The 16,933-nt window shown below is 49.1% G+C and carries 16 protein-coding genes; 14 read left to right on the top strand and 2 right to left on the bottom strand.

Features of this window, described 5'->3' with window-relative positions; genetic code table 11:
• The first annotated feature begins 28 nt into the window (after positions 1 to 28).
• The 6 genes from Q0V21_RS12285 to Q0V21_RS12260 all read left to right on the top strand — a co-directional run bounded on the left by Q0V21_RS12285 (position 29) and on the right by Q0V21_RS12260 (position 8,573).
• A complete protein-coding gene (locus Q0V21_RS12285) occupies positions 29 to 2,119 on the top strand; it encodes a serine/threonine-protein kinase (RefSeq protein WP_301879145.1) in 2,091 nt (696 codons plus the stop codon).
• Between the two features lie 33 nt (positions 2,120 to 2,152).
• Positions 2,153 to 2,905 (top strand): vWA domain-containing protein, encoded by a 753-nt coding sequence (locus tag Q0V21_RS12280; protein ID WP_301879144.1) that lies wholly within the window; start codon positions 2,153 to 2,155, stop codon positions 2,903 to 2,905.
• 10 nt (positions 2,906 to 2,915) lie between these two features.
• Positions 2,916 to 3,758: a protein phosphatase 2C domain-containing protein gene (locus Q0V21_RS12275; protein ID WP_301879143.1), complete on the top strand. Its 843-nt coding sequence runs from the start codon at positions 2,916 to 2,918 to the stop codon at positions 3,756 to 3,758.
• Between the two features lie 190 nt (positions 3,759 to 3,948).
• Entirely contained in the window at positions 3,949 to 4,755 is an 807-nt protein-coding gene (locus Q0V21_RS12270) for an SDR family oxidoreductase (protein ID WP_443145895.1), read from the top strand.
• A gap of 97 nt (positions 4,756 to 4,852) precedes the next feature.
• The gene (gene hrpB / locus Q0V21_RS12265) at positions 4,853 to 7,363 is read left to right on the top strand and encodes an ATP-dependent helicase HrpB (RefSeq protein WP_301879142.1); all 2,511 of its coding nucleotides are present in this window, start codon (positions 4,853 to 4,855) and stop codon (positions 7,361 to 7,363) included.
• 607 nt (positions 7,364 to 7,970) lie between these two features.
• Positions 7,971 to 8,573 carry a general stress protein gene (locus tag Q0V21_RS12260; RefSeq protein ID WP_301879141.1) on the top strand — a complete coding sequence of 201 codons (603 nt, stop codon included), beginning with the start codon at positions 7,971 to 7,973 and terminating at the stop codon, positions 8,571 to 8,573.
• A gap of 134 nt (positions 8,574 to 8,707) precedes the next feature.
• Here the strand turns inward: Q0V21_RS12260 and Q0V21_RS12255 are convergent, their stop codons facing one another.
• Positions 8,708 to 9,043, bottom strand: coding sequence for a YidH family protein (locus tag Q0V21_RS12255; RefSeq protein WP_293017544.1), 336 nt, complete (start codon positions 9,041 to 9,043; stop codon positions 8,708 to 8,710).
• 136 nt (positions 9,044 to 9,179) lie between these two features.
• On the opposite strand from Q0V21_RS12255, the gene Q0V21_RS12250 reads away from it, so the two are divergent.
• From Q0V21_RS12250 to Q0V21_RS12220, 7 genes are all read left to right on the top strand, one after another.
• Positions 9,180 to 10,325: an acyltransferase gene (locus Q0V21_RS12250; RefSeq protein WP_301879139.1), complete on the top strand. Its 1,146-nt coding sequence runs from the start codon at positions 9,180 to 9,182 to the stop codon at positions 10,323 to 10,325.
• 572 nt (positions 10,326 to 10,897) lie between these two features.
• Positions 10,898 to 11,272 (top strand): replication termination protein, encoded by a 375-nt coding sequence (locus tag Q0V21_RS12245; RefSeq protein ID WP_301879137.1) that lies wholly within the window; start codon positions 10,898 to 10,900, stop codon positions 11,270 to 11,272.
• A gap of 2 nt (positions 11,273 to 11,274) precedes the next feature.
• Positions 11,275 to 12,282 carry a Gfo/Idh/MocA family protein gene (locus tag Q0V21_RS12240; RefSeq protein ID WP_301879135.1) on the top strand — a complete coding sequence of 336 codons (1,008 nt, stop codon included), beginning with the start codon at positions 11,275 to 11,277 and terminating at the stop codon, positions 12,280 to 12,282.
• Positions 12,283 to 12,541: 259 nt separating this feature from the next.
• Positions 12,542 to 12,982 (top strand): ribonuclease, encoded by a 441-nt coding sequence (locus Q0V21_RS12235; protein ID WP_285079433.1) that lies wholly within the window; start codon positions 12,542 to 12,544, stop codon positions 12,980 to 12,982.
• Positions 12,983 to 12,999: 17 nt separating this feature from the next.
• Positions 13,000 to 13,275, top strand: a complete 276-nt coding sequence (locus Q0V21_RS12230) for a barstar family protein (RefSeq protein ID WP_079346794.1) — start codon at positions 13,000 to 13,002, stop codon at positions 13,273 to 13,275.
• 211 nt (positions 13,276 to 13,486) lie between these two features.
• Entirely contained in the window at positions 13,487 to 14,773 is a 1,287-nt protein-coding gene (locus Q0V21_RS12225; RefSeq protein WP_301879134.1) for an MFS transporter, read from the top strand.
• Between the two features lie 110 nt (positions 14,774 to 14,883).
• Positions 14,884 to 15,567, top strand: coding sequence for an ArsR/SmtB family transcription factor (locus tag Q0V21_RS12220; protein WP_301879133.1), 684 nt, complete (start codon positions 14,884 to 14,886; stop codon positions 15,565 to 15,567).
• A gap of 158 nt (positions 15,568 to 15,725) precedes the next feature.
• On the opposite strand, the gene Q0V21_RS12215 is transcribed toward Q0V21_RS12220, so the two are convergent.
• Positions 15,726 to 16,292, bottom strand: a complete 567-nt coding sequence (locus Q0V21_RS12215; protein ID WP_024630342.1) for a TraR/DksA C4-type zinc finger protein — start codon at positions 16,290 to 16,292, stop codon at positions 15,726 to 15,728.
• A 206-nt stretch (positions 16,293 to 16,498) separates the two neighbouring features.
• On the opposite strand from Q0V21_RS12215, the gene Q0V21_RS12210 reads away from it, so the two are divergent.
• Positions 16,499 to 16,876 carry a DivIVA domain-containing protein gene (locus Q0V21_RS12210; protein ID WP_024630343.1) on the top strand — a complete coding sequence of 126 codons (378 nt, stop codon included), beginning with the start codon at positions 16,499 to 16,501 and terminating at the stop codon, positions 16,874 to 16,876.
• Positions 16,877 to 16,933: the final 57 nt, after the last annotated feature.

Below are 16,933 nucleotides of genomic sequence, written 5' to 3'. Positions count from 1 at the left end.
TGACAGAATGACAGAGAGAGGGATGAGCATGTCTTTTCAACCAAATCCCGGGGATGAAGTGGTGATTAACGACATTGCCTATACCATTGGGCAGCATCCGGCTGCGCCCGGTCTGGCTTACGCCCAAGCCGGAAGGCAGGGGATCGTCTATCAATTGTTACCCCGTAACGGTTCCATAAGTGGGGCCAAAGCACTAAAAGTGTTTTTTCCGAAATTTCGTATCCCAGCTATGGTGTATCAGTCTGAGCATATGGAGTCTTATAGTGAACTGCCAGGTTTGCAGGTATGCAAGCGTGATGTGCTCACTCCGGAAAGAAACGGAGCGCTCATTGGAGAACATCCCGATCTGTTGTATGCGGTATTGATGCCGTGGGTGCATGGTCTGACCTGGTTCGATGTAATCAGCGATCAGAAACAGCTGACAGCGGAGGAAAGTCTGAAGCTGGCAAGAGCACTGGCCGGGACCGGTTCGGCCATGGAACAGCGTGGACTGGCTCATTGTGATTTGTCCGCACCCAATGTGATGATTCCGTTTTTTTCCGAAGTGGAGAACCTGCGAGGGATTTCAGCAGTTGAACTGGTAGATGTAGAGCAGATGTATGGCTCCAGAATGGATCGTCCGGATGCTTTGCTTGCCGGTTCACCGGGGTATGCAGCCCATCGGACAGTGCACAGTGGCTTGTGGAGTGCGTATGCCGACCGTTTCGCGGGAGCAGTTATCATCGCCGAAATGTTAAGCTGGTCTGATGCAGCGATTGTGGAAAAAGCATGGGGAGAAAGTTATTTTGACCAGCACGAAATGCAGACGGTAAATGAACGGTATTATGCTATGAGAGATTCGCTTCAGAAGCGCTGGGGCTCCAAGGTATCCGATCTGTTTATTCGTGCCTGGGAGAGTCATGATCTCAGCAGCTGCCCTACGTTTGGCGAATGGTTCGTAGCGTTGGCTGCTGTGGACATCCATCTGGCAAGCGCAGCATCAGTTGAAGAATCTGTAGTCAAGGCTTCAGAACAGACGGATGCGGTGGGGACGGATCAGATCAAAGGCACAGAAGCAGCAAGCGGTTCATTGGATAAGCTGGGAAATACGGATCTGAACATGTCCGCTGCCGAACATCCACCTGGTCAGGAAGCGGTTGTAAACCGTCTCTTCCTTCAGGCGAGAGCATTGGAGGATGAAGGCAAACCGGCTGCGGCGTTGGAGGTATACCGTTCACTGCATCATTTTATTCCGAATAACAGTGCGATGCAGATGGAAGTTGAGGCTGCGATTCAAGAGCTGAACGCCAAGCTGAATCCCACGAATGATGAGGCCGCACAGCCAGTCAAGGTTCCTTTTTACCGTTCCAAAAAATTAATGATTTCTTCGGCTGTGTTGATTGTTCTGTTGGCTGGAACTGTGCCGACTGTTAAAATACTGGCTGATCAGGCCGAGGTTAAACAGAAGGAGCAGGAGGCAGCTGCCAAACAGGCAGAAATGAAGGCTGCGGAAGAGGCTGAAGCTGCGAGGGCGACTGCTCTGAAGCAACAGGAAGAAAAAGAGAAGCAAAAAGCGGCAGATGCGGCGAAGCTTGATGCCGAGGAAAAGAGAAAGCTTGCTGAAGCGGAGAAAAAGCAGGCAGAGGCCAAGAAGAAGGAAGAAGAGCGTAAGGCGCTTCAGGCCAAGTACGACAAGCAGGCGAAATATGAGGCGTACCTTGCCAACCAGAAACAACAGAAGCTTGAAGCCGCCAAGAAGGCAGAACAGGAAAAGTACGACAAACAGGCAAAATATGAAGCCTATCTGGTCTGGAAAAAGGAGAATGACGCCAAAATTGCTAAGCAGGAAGCCGAGCGCAAGGCAGCAGCCGAGGCTCAGCGCAAGCAGGAGGCGGCCGAGAAAGCTGCGCTTAAGAAAAAACGTGCCCAAAATGTCGTCACTCTGATTGCCCATTACAATAAAACGTATAATGCGCAAAAAGGAAGAAAAATTGAGAACGCCGAATCCTACGCGCGTGATTTCAAAAATCTGTACAATACGGATGCAACCTATTTCAAAGGTGTCGGTAAAGTGGCAGCACGAATGAATGCGATCAATAAGTTCCTGAGCGATACTGATTATACATTGCCCAACTTGTAAAATAACGTGAACGACGGAGGTGACACATCCCAGATGAACTACACGATTCAAGCATCCCAGCGCACACCTGCACTGATTATCTATTTAATTGATATTAGCGCCTCCATGAACATGGTTCTGGACAATCGTCGGCGGATTGATGTCGTCTATGATGCCTTATCTCTGGCAATTCGCCAAATGGTATTTCGATCTACGAAGGGGAACCGATTGACACCTCGCTACAGGATTGCCATTCTGGCATACAGCGACGATGTATACGATCTGTTGAACGGGATTAAGGGCATCGACGAAATCGCTGCTGTGGGCTCCTTGCCCGATTTGACGCCGAAAAGATTCTCGGATTCAGCGAAGGCTTTCCTGCAGGCGGAGAAAATTCTGCAGGCTGAAATTCCGAATATGCAGGATTGTCCTGCGCCGTTAGTATGTCATATGACCGATGGGGTAGCCACAGGCGAAGATCCGGAGCCGATTGCCAAAAGAATTATGGGCATGAGTGTGCCTGATGGCAATGTACTCGTCGAGAATATTTTTATATCCGATCATCTGCTGGAAGGCTCTATTGCGGAGCCGAGAAGATGGAAGGGCATATCCCAGGAGACAACCCTTCAGGATGAACATGGGGAGAAGCTGCGAAATATGTCCTCAGTTTTGCCGGAAAGTTATCGTGAAATGCTGGTTGAGGCGGACTATTTGCTTGCACCCGGCGCCCTTATGATGCTTCCTGGTACTTGTGCAGAACTGGTATCCATCGGGTTTCAGATGTCCGCTGCTACGCCTGTGAGATAGGAGGGGAATCATGAGAGCGATGCGTTTGGCAACATTGTCTGCTGGAGATAAAGGGAGCCATGCCGACCACTATCAGGGGAACTTTCGCTATGTGAGTGTCCAGACAGGGGAACAGCCGCTGAGCCGTTATCAAGGTACATTCAAGTGCAGGTATGGTTATGGAAGAGCGGCGGAGACCGTTAATCAGGGAGACACCGGACAGGATTTTGCTGCTGTTCGCATGAATGGTAATGTGTGTACTTTCGTATTATGTGATGGAGTAGGCATGAGTTACCTGGGTGATTTTGCTGCACGCTTTCTAGGAAACGCCTTGCTGGAATGGCTGGATACAACTCAACATCCTTCTTTGGAAGCTATGGAGCGTCTGCTTCATGACTTGACAAGTCCGGCATCCGAACAGCTGGAGAAGTTGCAGCCTTTGGAAAACTCGCCGTTACTGCTGCGGGAAGTGCTGATGGAGAAGCGAAGCAGGGGAAGTCAGGCCATGTATGTGTGTGGACGCATCGAGCTCTCTGCGGGCAATCGAAAAAGCAAGGTGTGGCTGGCCTGGCAGGGGGACTCCCGTATCCGTCTCTGGCGTAACGGTCAGGAGCAATCGGCAGCATTTCAGGTGAACTGCCGTACGAATGAGCGTTGGTCTACCCTGGAAGGGCCGGTGGGTGGCAAACCGCATATCTATGAGGCGAAACTGTCTGCGAATGAAGCGGCTCGCCTTCAGCTGTACACGGATGGCCTGAATGACCTGGATGCCATTCAGGCTTATATTCCCGATGAACACATTCAGGTGCTGCTGGATGCCAGACATACGGGTGGGCTTGAAGATGATGCCGCTTTCATTGAGCTGGAATGGTGAGGTCGGAGGTAGTATTAGGGGATAGCTCTGATCAAGCTGCTGAAAATAGTGAGCATCACCTGCGAAAAAACTTGTCCTTGTTGATTTAAAAGACACTCTTTTTGGGTAATCTTGTGAAGAATCTACTTACAGATATTGCATGAACGTACATTCTTACATAATTACTGAGCGAGAAGGAGTGGAATGGATAATGACACAACATAACGGCAAGTCTCGGTTCGAAGGCAAGGTCGCTATTATTACTGGAGCTGGTTCGGGGATCGGAAAAGCGGCAGCGCTCAAACTGGCGAGTGAGGGAGCATATGTTGCGCTGCTCGATCTGGTAAATGATCGGATCTCCGAGACGGAAGCAGAAATTAATAAGCTGCGCGAAGGTGCGGCTAGAGCATTCGATGTAGATATCTCCGATCCGGCCCGGGTGGAAAAGGCAGTTCTGGAAACCATTGAATTGTTCGGCGGTCTGGATATCGTTTTTGCCAATGCAGGCATTAATGGCGTATCTGCGCCGATTGAAGAGATACAGGTTGAGGATTGGCAGCAGATTATGACGACGAATCTGAACGGAACTTTTTTTACGATCAAGTATGCACTGCCTCATATGAAGAAGCGCGGTGGCGGAAGTATCATTATCACCAGCTCCATTAATGGCAATCAGCGCTTCTCCAGCTTCGGCATGTCGGCGTACAGTACATCCAAGGCGGGACAGGTTGCTTTTGCGAAGATGGCTGCGCTGGAACTGGCGAAGTTCAAAATTCGTGTCAATGTTATCTGTCCTGGAGCGATTGCAACGAATATTGACCAAAGTACGATCAAAACGGATGAGCTGCATCAAATTGTCATTCCGATGGAGTTCCCTGAAGGCCAACAGCCGCTGGCTGACGGGCCGGGTCAACCTGAGCATGTTGCTGATCTGGTCGCTTTCTTGGCTTCAGCGGAGTCCCGACACATTACAGGTGCGGAAATTGTCATTGACGGTGCTGAGTCGCTGTTGAGTTAAATCGAAATAACTATGAAGTCGTTCCTCTGGAACGGCTTTTTTTGTTATAATGCTAACATTCGAATAGACACGTGGTATATCAATTAGGAGAGATGAGATGAAGACGGATTTACCGATAGAGCAGATTATTCCTGAGCTGAGGCAGTTATTTCAGGAGAAGGATACAGGTGTTTTAATTGCGGAGCCGGGTGCGGGTAAAACGACCGTAGTACCGCTGGCTCTGTTGGAGGAGCCATGGATTGCCGGACGGAAAATCATAATGCTGGAGCCCCGCAGACTCGCCGCTCGCTCGGCTGCTGCACGAATGGCAGCTTCACTTGGTGAAAAAGCGGGACAGACTGTAGGATATCGAGTGCGGATGGATACTCGTGTAAGTCAGTCCACTCGAATTGAGGTGGTGACGGAGGGCGTACTAACCCGGATGCTTCAACAGGATCAGGGACTGGAAGATACGGCGATGATTATCTTTGATGAGTTTCATGAGCGGCATCTGCAGGGTGACCTTGGTTTGGCGCTTGCGCTTGAATCCAGGGCCATGCTGCGTCCGGATCTGAAACTGCTGGTGATGTCGGCTACGCTGGACCCAGCTCCAGTCTGTGCGCTGCTTGGTGAGGGAACCAGATGGATTGACTGTCCTGGACGAACGTTTCCCGTGGAAACCCGATATGTATCCAAACCGGCATCCGAGCAGATCGAGAGATTTACAGCTCAGACCGTCGTTAAGGCAATAGCAGAACAGGAAGGGGATGTATTGGTTTTCCTTCCGGGTGCCAAAGAAATCCATCGCACAGAGCGAGAGCTGGCAAACCTCATGCTTCCTGCTCATGTTCAGGTTCATTCCTTATATGGCAGCATGCCTGCAGAACGTCAGGATGAAGCTGTGCGACCCGCAGAAGAGGGCAAGCGGAAGGTTGTGTTGTCCACGTCCATTGCCGAATCCAGTCTTACCTTGGCTGGAGTCAAAGTCGTGGTGGATGCAGGGCTGAGCCGTGCGTCCGTTTTTTCGCCGCGGACCGGCATGAGCCGCCTGGTCACCCTGCCGGTGTCCAAGGCGTCAGCCGATCAGCGGCGGGGGCGCGCGGGGCGGATTGCACCGGGCGTGTGTTACCGGCTATGGAGCGAAGAGGCCCATGGCGTGCTGCCAGATGCAGCAAAGCCGGAGATTGCCTCCGCGGACCTTGCGCCGCTGGCGCTGGAGCTTGCCGCCTGGGGCGTCCAGTCCCCTGCAGAGCTGCAGTGGCTGGACACCCCGCCTGATGCCGCCTACGGCCAGGCACAGGCGCTGCTGCGCCAGCTGGGCGGCCTGGACGACGCAGGCCGCATCACGCCCTTCGGGCGGCGGATGAACACGCTTGGCGTGCATCCGCGACTGGCCAGCATGCTGCTCCGCGCGGCGGAGCTTGGGCTGGCCAGCTACGCCAGCATGCTGGCGGCACTGCTGCAGGAGCCTGCCGGCCTCCGTGGCAGTGCAGGCGCGGGCACCGATCTGCGCCCGCGCGTGGAAGCGCTGCTGACTGCGAACAGCAGCGGTATACCGCAAGCGGCAGCGTCTGTCGCAGACGTCGCTGCCGTGCGGCGCATGCTCCAGGAGAGCCGCCAGCTGCGCTCGGCTCTCGGCCCGGCGGCCGATCCGGTACGGCCGGATGAAGACAGCTGCGGATGGCTGCTGTCCTTCGCTTACCCGGACCGGATCGGGCAACGCCGGGAGGACGGCCGCTATCTGCTGAGCAGCGGCCGCGGAGTGCGGCTTGCAGCGACAGAATCGCTGAGCCGTTCAGCTTATCTGGTCGCAGCCGAGGCCGACGACCAGGGCGCAGATGCGCGCATCCTGCTGGCTGCGCCAGTGCAGGAGAAGAGACTGCTGGAGCTTGGTCCACATCTGCTTCATGAAGAGGTACAGGTAGCCTGGGACCGAAACACTCGCAGTGTGCGTGCACACAGAAGGATGCGAATTGGAGCCATTACGTTGAAAGAAAGCAGCATTGCACAACCACCCGAAGATCAGGTACTGGAAGCACTGCTCTCGGGAATACGCATTGAAGGGCTGGATTGTCTGCCCTGGACAAAATCATCTCGGCAGTTAGCGGACCGGATGCGCTTTTTGCATCATCATTTGCCGGAATGGCCTGATCTTATCGAAGATCATCTGACCGAAGAACTGGCAGAGCATCTCAGCCCTTTTCTGACAGGTATGCGATCCGTTGTGGATCTCAAGCGACTGTCGATGCAGGATGTGCTGCTCGGCGGACTGAGCTGGGAACAGCGACAGCAATTGGATCGCGAAGCTCCTACACATATTCAGGTGCCTAGCGGTTCGCGCATTCCTGTGGATTACAGCCGTCCTGAAGATCCTGCGCTCGCGGTGAGACTGCAGGAGATGTTTGGTCAGCAGGAGACCCCGCGTATTGGCGGTGGTCGAGTACCACTGACCATACATTTGCTATCCCCGGCGCAGCGGCCTGTACAGGTCACACGGGATCTAGCCAATTTTTGGCGAGAGACTTATTTTGAGGTGAAGAAAGACTTGAAAGGCCGTTATCCCAAGCATTATTGGCCGGATGATCCGCTCGAAGCAATAGCGACTAACCGGGCTAAACCGCGAGTTTAGCAAGAAAAACGGGTCTTCCAACCTTGTTTGGAAGTTGGGAGTGAACACGTCCTGAACAGGTGAGGGTGCCGCTGGTTGATGAGGCAGTGGAGCGCTAACGAACCTGAGACGTGTTATACAGGGGCTTGAAGCACCTGCAGAAGTGTAGCGAACTTGAGACATGTTATATCGGATTTTGGGACCGTTTGTGGCGTTTTTTAGGGCGTTTTAGGGGAATAACGTGCCTGGCGTTCCTTACGTTTGATAAGGTCCAAATAAGACGTCCTGTGTTCTTTAGAAAATGTATGCTAATCCCACTTTGTCCGCCTGCCCGATTGCTCTGGAAAAAAAGATGCTAATCTTACTTGGCACTTGGTTCCTCCCACCTGATTGCTTGGCATAGGAGCCGACACCAGATCAGGATTGGCATATCACGGTTACATGACATGCTTGTGTTCAACATCGTTTCATACCGCCTGTAGTTCCCGGCGTGGTGTCCCGTTGAATATCATTGGTCGTCAGCCATCTAGGTCCTTCCAAGATATAATATTGCGATGGAAACGTTTGAAAGAAAACAAGGCGGGTAATAACATAGCGAACCACTCAATTCGATGAGGAGGAATTCACTATGCAGAAGAAAATCGTAGGTGTGTTTAATACAGAACGTGAGGCATCATCGGCAATCGAGGGACTGAAAGCGCAAGGATTCGCTTCAGACGAAATTTCGGTAGTCACGCAGGATCGGGATGAATTGAAGGCAATTCGTGAAGAGACGGGTACAAAAGCACCCGAAGGTGTAGCGGCAGGCGCGGCAACAGGTGGGGTGCTCGGTGGAGTAGCCGGATTACTTGCAGGCATTGGAGCATTGGCGATTCCGGGCATAGGTCCCATTCTGGCTGCAGGCCCAATTGCCGCAGCATTTACCGGTGCCGCTGTAGGTGCTGGAGCTGGCGGACTGGTAGGTGGACTCGTCGGTCTCGGCATTCCGGAGGAGGATGCCAGACAGTATGAGGAATACGTGCAAAGTGGCAAAATTCTGTTGCTCGTGGACTCTACGGATCGGGACACGGATGTTTATGAGGTGTTTAGCAATAACAGCTATGTGAACCGGAACAGTATTGATGTTCATCGAGAAGATGTGCCTGTTGAGCGTCCGGATCTGGATATGGAAGAGCGCAGACTGGAAGCCCAGAATAAGGCCGCTCGATTTGGCAACAATACTTTTCTATAATTCGTAACGAACAAAGACAGGATTCTTTCACTGGAATGACATATGTGAATCATCAAATGGTCATCAGCCGGTTTCCTTAGAGGAAGCCGGCTTTTGTACCTGTGTACATGCCTGAATTAGCAAGTGGGCAGGTGTTAATCCTGCCAGGCAGGGAATAACAATACATACAGTAATACAGCCAGGGCCAGCCCAATCACCAGCAACATCAGTGTTAGGAACCGGATCAATCCGGTGGATGCCTGGAACGTCTGTGAATTGATCTGATTGCGTTTTCGGTGGTAAGCGGAGGCGGAGCACAGGATAATCAAAATACCGCTGACCAGGGAAGTAATACCGATGATGATTGCTGCGATATGGGCTATCCGATCATATGCTGTTGAATTGAAGCCAAATCCGGCTGCAAGAAAGCCGACCCCGACCATGGCAATACCGGTTCGCACCCAGGCCAGAAAGGTTCGTTCGTTAGCCATATGCTGCTGTACATATTTGGAGTCAATGGTGGTTATGTCTTGGTCTGTGTCTGAGATGTGAATCACCCCGTTCATAATATATGGTTTTATTGTACGTTTTTTTCATAGCAAAACCAAGAAAGGGGGCTGTCTGTTTATGCCTCGTAAAGAACGAATTGCAGAAATTGAGAGTCTTAGGGGAATTGCTTTTGCAGCAGTCGTCCTTCAGCACTCCATTGCTCATTATTCCCTGGTCCCGGAAGCGGGACTGGAAGACGGCGTATTGCTCGCATTGCTGCTGATGCTGTCCAAATTTGCGGTACCCCTGTTTATTTTTATTACAGGCATGGTGCTCTTCTATAACACAGGAGACAAGCTGCACTATGGACGGTTCATGCAGAAGCGATTAACCGATGTAATCGTTCCTTATATCATCTGGTCACTGATCTACTTCACACTCGCGCCTCGCGGCTGGAACGGCTTTGGTTGGCAGGATATCCCTGACCTTGGCTTAAAATTAATTACGGGCAAAACGTCCTCGCATTTTTGGTACATTATTATGCTGATTCAGTTTTATTTGTTGTTTCCCCTGTTTTTGCGAGCAATCCGTTATGTCTATAATCGATATGAGGCAAAGGGGCGCACCATAGCTCTTCTAGTCTCCGGTGTGGTGTACCTTGTGCTCGCGGATCAATTGAGAAATATCGCCAAGTTCATGGAAGGGCTGAATATCCCGGTGCTGACCGATGCGTTTACAACCTATGCCGACCGTAATTTCCTGTATTTCTTTTTTTATTTTGTGCTTGGTGCGGCAGCCGGGCTATCGGTCCAACGCTGGAATGAGTGGATTCAGCATTTACGCTGGGTATATTGGGCTGTGTTTATTGTACTTGGACTTCGGTTTATATATATGTTAATGCAGGAGTTCCAGAAGCCGGAAGGTATACAGATCACGTTCTATACCGTCAGTCTAATTCGGCCGGATATGATCTTATTCCTCATTGCATCTATCATGGTGATGTACCAGCTGGCTGGCAAGCTACACAATAACCGAGTAACACGATTGCTGGCGTGGATTGGCGGGGTTTCGTACGGGGGCTACCTGATGCACATGCTGTTGTTGCGCTTCAGCTACATTCCGGATGAACAGTTTTATGTGGCACTGGGTTTAAACCCCGTAGTGCGCATGATCATCACCTGGTTGCTGGCACTTACATTATCCTGTGTACTCACATGGCTTATCTCCCGCGTAAGCTGGGGCAAGTGGATTGTGGGAAGCGTACCGAAGTCCAGACCTGATTAACAGGTGAATACATCATTATATGAAAAATTCAGAACAGTTCACAGCTTACAGCGATGCGTACGAAAAGGTCAATACTTACAACATATGATCTTGCGAGCCTAGCGAAGTTCTTAAAGTTCTTAAAGTTCTTTAAGTTCTTTAAGTTTCTATGCTCTCTCTAATTTCTCGTAATTCTCAGGCTCTCTAAGTTCTCTAATTTCTTTAAGTTTCTAATCTCTAAAAGTTCTCAACTTCTCTAAAATTCTCGAAGTGCTCTAAAAGTTCTAGATGCTCGTCCATTTGCAAAAAAAAGAGAGTTGAAGGTCAACAAAAACGAAGGCAACAATCTGAAAAAAGTGAAGCCTTGATCAAGAGGTTAACTTTCGAAATAAATTTTAAAATTTCACTACATGAAAAATTCATAACAGTAAACCCAATATCCTGCTCTATCTTACGTTCCTGCACATCCATTCATTCTCTTTCTTGCTCCCCTAAGCCCAAGGATTAAAGGAAGAAAGACGGATAAAGATGGCAGAAGGGGAACATAAGTTTTATAATACTAGATATATAGAGCTGACAGGAGGGGAATGAACGTGGCTTTTATGATTGCGCAGCGGGCATTTATTAAGCTGTATCTGATTACGATGGTTGAGCAGCACAGGGGATACGGCTATGAAATGCTGGAGGCCATGAAGCAGGAATTCAAAGCCTACGGTTATGTACCACCCCAGAGCGAGATTTACCGGGCGCTGCATGAATTGGTTCAACAGGGTGTCTTTTATCGTACGAAGAAGCTGAAAGGTAGTGATCCCAAAGTCGATTTTCAGGAAATCGTTTTATATCACTTCACGGATGATGGTGCGGAGAAAGCTGAATTATATAAAAAACAGGTCAAAACCGATCTTGATCGTTGTCTCGGCATGTTACACAAGGCAGAAGAGGACAATTACGGAGTGAAAGGAAGATAAGCATGGACAGACACCTACAATGGGGTGTACTCGGTACATCCACAATCGCGAAAAATGCAGTCATTCCGGCGATCCAGCAATCCGAACGTGGTGAGGTGCTGGCGATCGCCAGCCGCAGTAAGGAAAAGGCCGAAGCTCTTGCGAATGAACTCGACATTGCCAGAGCGTATGGCAGCTACGAAGAACTCATTGCGGATCCGGATATTGAAGCCGTATATATTCCTCTGCCGAACCACATGCACAAGGAGTGGACCATCAAGGCTGCTCAGGCTGGAAAGCATGTATTATGTGAGAAGCCGGCTGCGCTCAACGCGGATGAAGCAGCAGAAATGATTGAGGTATGCCAACAGCACGGCGTTCTTTTTGCAGAAGCGATCATGTATCGATATCATCCCAAGCATAGACGTGTGCAAGAGATTATAGCCAGCGGGGAGATTGGTACTGTCAGAGCCCTCCATGGCAATTTCACCTGTAATACCGCTGATGATAAAGACAATGTTAGGTTCAAACGGGAGATGGGCGGAGGATCATTATTTGATCTTGGCGTATATCCAATCTCGGCAGCCCGCATGTATCTGGGGCAGGAACCGGAAGCCGTAACGGTACATGCTTTATTCTCGGAAGAGCATGATGGCGTTGATATGATGGCGTCGGGACTGGTGGAATTTCCGAATTCGGTAGCGTTAACCTTTGACTGCGGCATGTGGGCCTCCGGGCGAGCCGAGATGGAGATTCTCGGTACCGACGGACGGATTGAACTGCCTAAGGTGTTCGGCTGGGAGAACAGTGATATTCCACCACAGATTATCGTGCATACGGATTCTGTAAGCCGTGAGGAACGTGTATCGGTATCCAACTCTTATGTTTTGCAGGTGGAAACCTTTGCAGCCGCGGTGCTTGAAGGAGAAGCGTTGCCGTTCAGTCCGCAAAATACCATTCAGAATATGCGTGTCATTGATGCGTGTCTGGAATCGGCACGAACTCGTCAACGGGTGCAATTGATTGATTAAAGCAGAAACATGATCGAAATAGTAGACTCCATCCTCCGGGATGTGAGTCTTTTTGCTGTATCTTAATGTCATATTTATGTATATTTACAAAAATAAACTTTAAATTTGATATTTCCTCCAAAATGATGTGATATAAATAGTAAATAGATGGCTTGTTCACTATAATCTAGCAGAACGCACATCCTGATAGATTTCACATCTCATATCAATTACATAGTGGCAACGTTCATCCATTTTAAATCATTGGGAGGCTGAATTTATGAAAAAGTTTTTGTCCACAGCTCTGCTCGCAGTTATGTTAACGATTGTCTTCTTCACGGGTTCACAGATCACTCCGGTTGGGCAGCAGAAGGCTTCGGCTGCAACGTGTACCATCATCAACACGTTCACTGGTGTGGCCAACTATCTGAGCGCCAACGGCAAACTGCCATGCAACTACATTACCAAGGCGCAGGCAACGGCACTGGGCTGGGTATCGTCCCAAGGTAATCTTGCTACGGTTGCTCCGGGCAAAAGTATCGGTGGAGACGTGTTCAGCAACCGGGAAGGCTTGCTTCCGGCAGCAAGTGGACGAACTTGGCGTGAAGCGGATATCAACTACACTTCCGGCTTTCGTAATTCTGACCGCATTCTGTATTCCAATGATGGCTTGATCTACAAAACGACAGACCACTATGCATCCTTTACTCGCTTGAAATAAGGAAGGACAACACAGACATGAAGAGAGTAATACTGAACGGTGAGGAATTTTCCAGCACGGCAGAGCTGCATGAGCTATTGAAGCAAAAGCTCGAACTGCCAGACTTTTACGGTGCGAACCTCGACGCCTTGTGGGACTGCCTTACAGGCATGATCGAGCTGCCGCTTCAATTAACCTGGACAAACTACCAGATTAGCAAGGAAAGACTGGGGAATGAGGCAGAGAAGGTATATCAGCTGATGTTCGAGGCGGAAGAAGAGGGTATTGGATTCCAATTGAAGACTGAGGACTAGTATATGGATCAAAGTTGCAAATTTGAGTACAAAGTGAACAGACCCTGGGGTCTGTTTTTTTGTGTTTTGTGGAGATGGTTAAGTAACCGTAAAAAAAGAAGGCTTAAACCCATCGTTAAAAATATTTTCACGAAAGGGTTGATTTTCGCATATCATCCGTTAAAATAAAATTAACATTAAAATTATTTTCACGTTGAAGGGCGGAGTAATCATGAGTGAAGGTACAGTGGCACAAAAGCAGGGGATCGGGGAATTAATTCGGATCAGGCCTTATATGCAATTTATGCTGAGCAAGATTGTTTCCAGATTCGGCGATTCAATTGATTCCATTGCCTATAGCTGGATGGTGTACATTCTCACGGGTTCAAAGCTGCTGATGGGAACACTGCTGGCTGTCAATTTTTTGCCGAGTATCTTTCTGGGGCTGTTTGTCGGCGCGCTGGTGGATCGCATGTCGCCCAAAAAGGTGATTGTACTGACGAATACGGGTCGAGGATTATTTGTTGGCATTACAGCCCTTCTGTTCGGTCTGGGTGAGCTTCAAGTCTGGCATCTGTTCGTCATCACCATTCTGAATTCCCTTCTGGAGTGTTTCGCGTCACCAGCCGAAGTATCCAGCGTACCGCGATTGCTTCCCAAATCAATGCTGCTGTCCGGTAATGCCATGGCCTCATCTGCAACCCGGGTTGCTGAACTTGCAGGACTTGCAGTGGCGGGTACGTTAATTGCAACGGCAGGGATCACGTGGACGATTTTGATCGATGCTGTTTTGTTTGCCTTGAGTGCACTTCTGATGAGCCGTGTGGGTTACCCGAAAGTTTCAACATCATCTAACAATGAAAATAAATTATTCGATTCTTCTGATTCTCCTCCAGCACGAAAAAGCATATTCTCTGAAATGACGGAAGCCTTTCATTTTATGCGTAAACATGTGTTATTGCTGATCGTCTCGATTCTGTTTGCCTTTGTTAACTTCTGTCTGATGCCATTCAATGTTCTTCGCACGCCATATGTCATTGAAACGTTGCACGCCGGAGCGGGAGGATTAAGTCTGCTCAGTGGGCTGATTGTGGGAGGCATGGTAGTCAGCGGATTATGGCTGTCTCACCGAGGATCGAATTACCGTAAACATGTGCTGGTCATTGTCGGGATTGTCATGTTGGGGCTCAGTTATGCGATGACTGCACTGCCGGCTTACATGACGTCCTACAAGCTGCCTGTTGCTGCTGTCTTTTGTCTGATGATGGGCATGGGAATTCCGCTCGCCACGACACCCCTTGCGTCCTATCTCATGGAAGTTACGCCTTCCGAGATGCTTGGCAGAGTGTATGCCCTTCAAAGTATGCTCGTCATGAGTGTGTCTCCAATTGGGAGTCTGATTTCAGGAGCACTTGCAGATTGGGTGGCATTGCCGATTCTATTTATGGTCTTTGGAGTTTTGCTTGCCATGTCAGCGGCTTTAGTGCTTTTGAGCAAGACTTTTCGCACCGTTCTATAATATGGCTTCCTGAATCTTGCGATCTTCAGCCTGTTTTGACCGAAACCCTGTTCGGACGGTATAATATACACATGATGGGCAACAGGTACCCCGGAAATGAGGATACAGGTATGCAGCGCAAAGTACTTTCAACAATTGAAGAAATTAAGGTCTACTCCGATCCGTATCGGATACAGATCATGAATATGTTTAATAGACAGGGCAGACCCTCTACGGTTAAAGAAATCGCAGACCAGATGGGCGAAGTACCAGCCAAGGTACATTATCATGTGAAAAAACTGGAGAAAATCGGTCTGCTCACCATCGTATCCACTCGTGAAATTAATGGAATTATCGCCAAATATTACGATCCCTTCAAGGGAGAAATCCAGCTTCGTAACGAAGATGAAGAGAATTCACCTTTGAAGGAGGTATTTCGCTCCGAAACCTTCAAATTGTTAAATGAAATGTATGAGCAGAGCCGTCGGCGATTTATGAATCAGGCGGAAAACGGGGACCGCATGTTCATCTCGGATATGACGTTGTATGCTAGCCGGGAAGAAGTAGAGCAGCTGTACAACGATATTACGAAGATGTGTGAACCCTATTTAACGAAAGACAGGCACAATACGGACCAGGAGGTCTTTCATTTATTCAGTTCCTTATCGAAAGATACGGTGAATAAGCCAGCTTCGGAAACCGATGGGAAATTGAAAAAGAAGGTTTCATCCGATAAGGGCAAGTCTGCTGCCAAAACGATAAGACCTGCTAAAAAGCGGGATGAATCCTCGTCTGGTGGTCAGTCGGAAGAGTAATCGGAGCATATTTCATCGCCATATTGACGTTATAACTGTATAAAGATGATATGCTGGACCAAGAAAAAAGCCGCCATTGGCGGCTTTTTCATGCGCAATTTGGCATGATGGAACACATGTATCTATTTTTGCGTAAACGACTTTAATTCGTTCATAAACTACATGTTTTCATCATAGTCTTTTACGTCACGCTTGGCTGCTGTTGCAGGAGAGTTCGATGTGCCATATTCCTCGACGGCTTCCCAGGCGTCAGCGTTATCGAACTTGCCAGCATTGCGCTGTCTTACTTCTCCAGCACCACTCGGCGGCATCGTCATAACTTCCTCTTCAACAGGCCGTTCGTTGCTTAACTCGCGGTTAGGCGTATCATCGATACAGTAGGCTGTGTAAGGGATCGCTTCAAGTCGTTCAAAGGGAATATCCTTACCACAGGTCACACATGAGCCATACGTTCCTTGTTCAATTCGCTCCAAGGCTTCATTAACCTGATTGAACTCGTCGGTTAACGTATCATCTATCGCCAAGTCACGGCTTCGCTCAAACGTCTCCGTACCGGCATCCGCCGGGTGATTATCGTATGATGACAGCTCGCCTGTTGAATCTTTCAGGGATTCGGCTGGAGCGCCGTCTTCCATGCTGGATTCAAAATGGCGCTGTAGGTTTTCACGTTGTTCCAAAAGGGCGTTTTTCAGCTGTTGAAGTTGATCTTTGGTTAATGTACTCATAAGGACATGCTCCTTTCCCGCAATGGGGTTGTAGTCAGTCCTTACCCGAATTTCATAAGAAGCAATCAGTTTTGTGTGCAAAGAGGGGCGTTGGATTTTATATCTGGCGGATAATGTGTTATAAAAAATAGAGAGAGAAAATGCGGCGGTATCGAAGGTCTACTTGATGCATACCGCGGCGCGTTTGATAATGGAGGGTTGTCAGTATGGATGAGCATATGAAACGAAGATTGGACAAACAAAGACAATTGTTCAAACAATTGGGCGTGCAGCTCGACGCTTTATCGATTCATGAAAAACAATTCAATTATAAACTTCGTGGTTATGATCCGGATGAGGTGGATGCCTATCTTGATTTGGTTATTAAAGATTACGAACGTTTCTATGCCAATATAGCGGATCTGATGGACAAGTGGCAAGAGCAGCAGTTAACGATTCGGGATCTGAAGTCATCGGCGAAGCCAGTGGAAGATCCAACGAAGATTGATCGCAAACAACTGGATGATATTGTGAAACAACTGGAATACAGCGTTCGGCAATTAAAAATCAGGGCACGCCCTGAACAGGACCTGTTCTCCGAATAAACCTGCACATCCGGGATGATATAAAATCAGCATTTTAATGCTCAACTAAAAGGTGGT

This window comes from Paenibacillus sp. 11B, from assembly GCF_030487755.1.
GTDB classification, from domain to species: Bacteria; Bacillota; Bacilli; order Paenibacillales; family Paenibacillaceae; genus Paenibacillus; species Paenibacillus vandeheii.
Note: the sequence above shows the minus strand (reverse complement) of the source record. Positions and strands in the feature narration are given on the sequence as shown.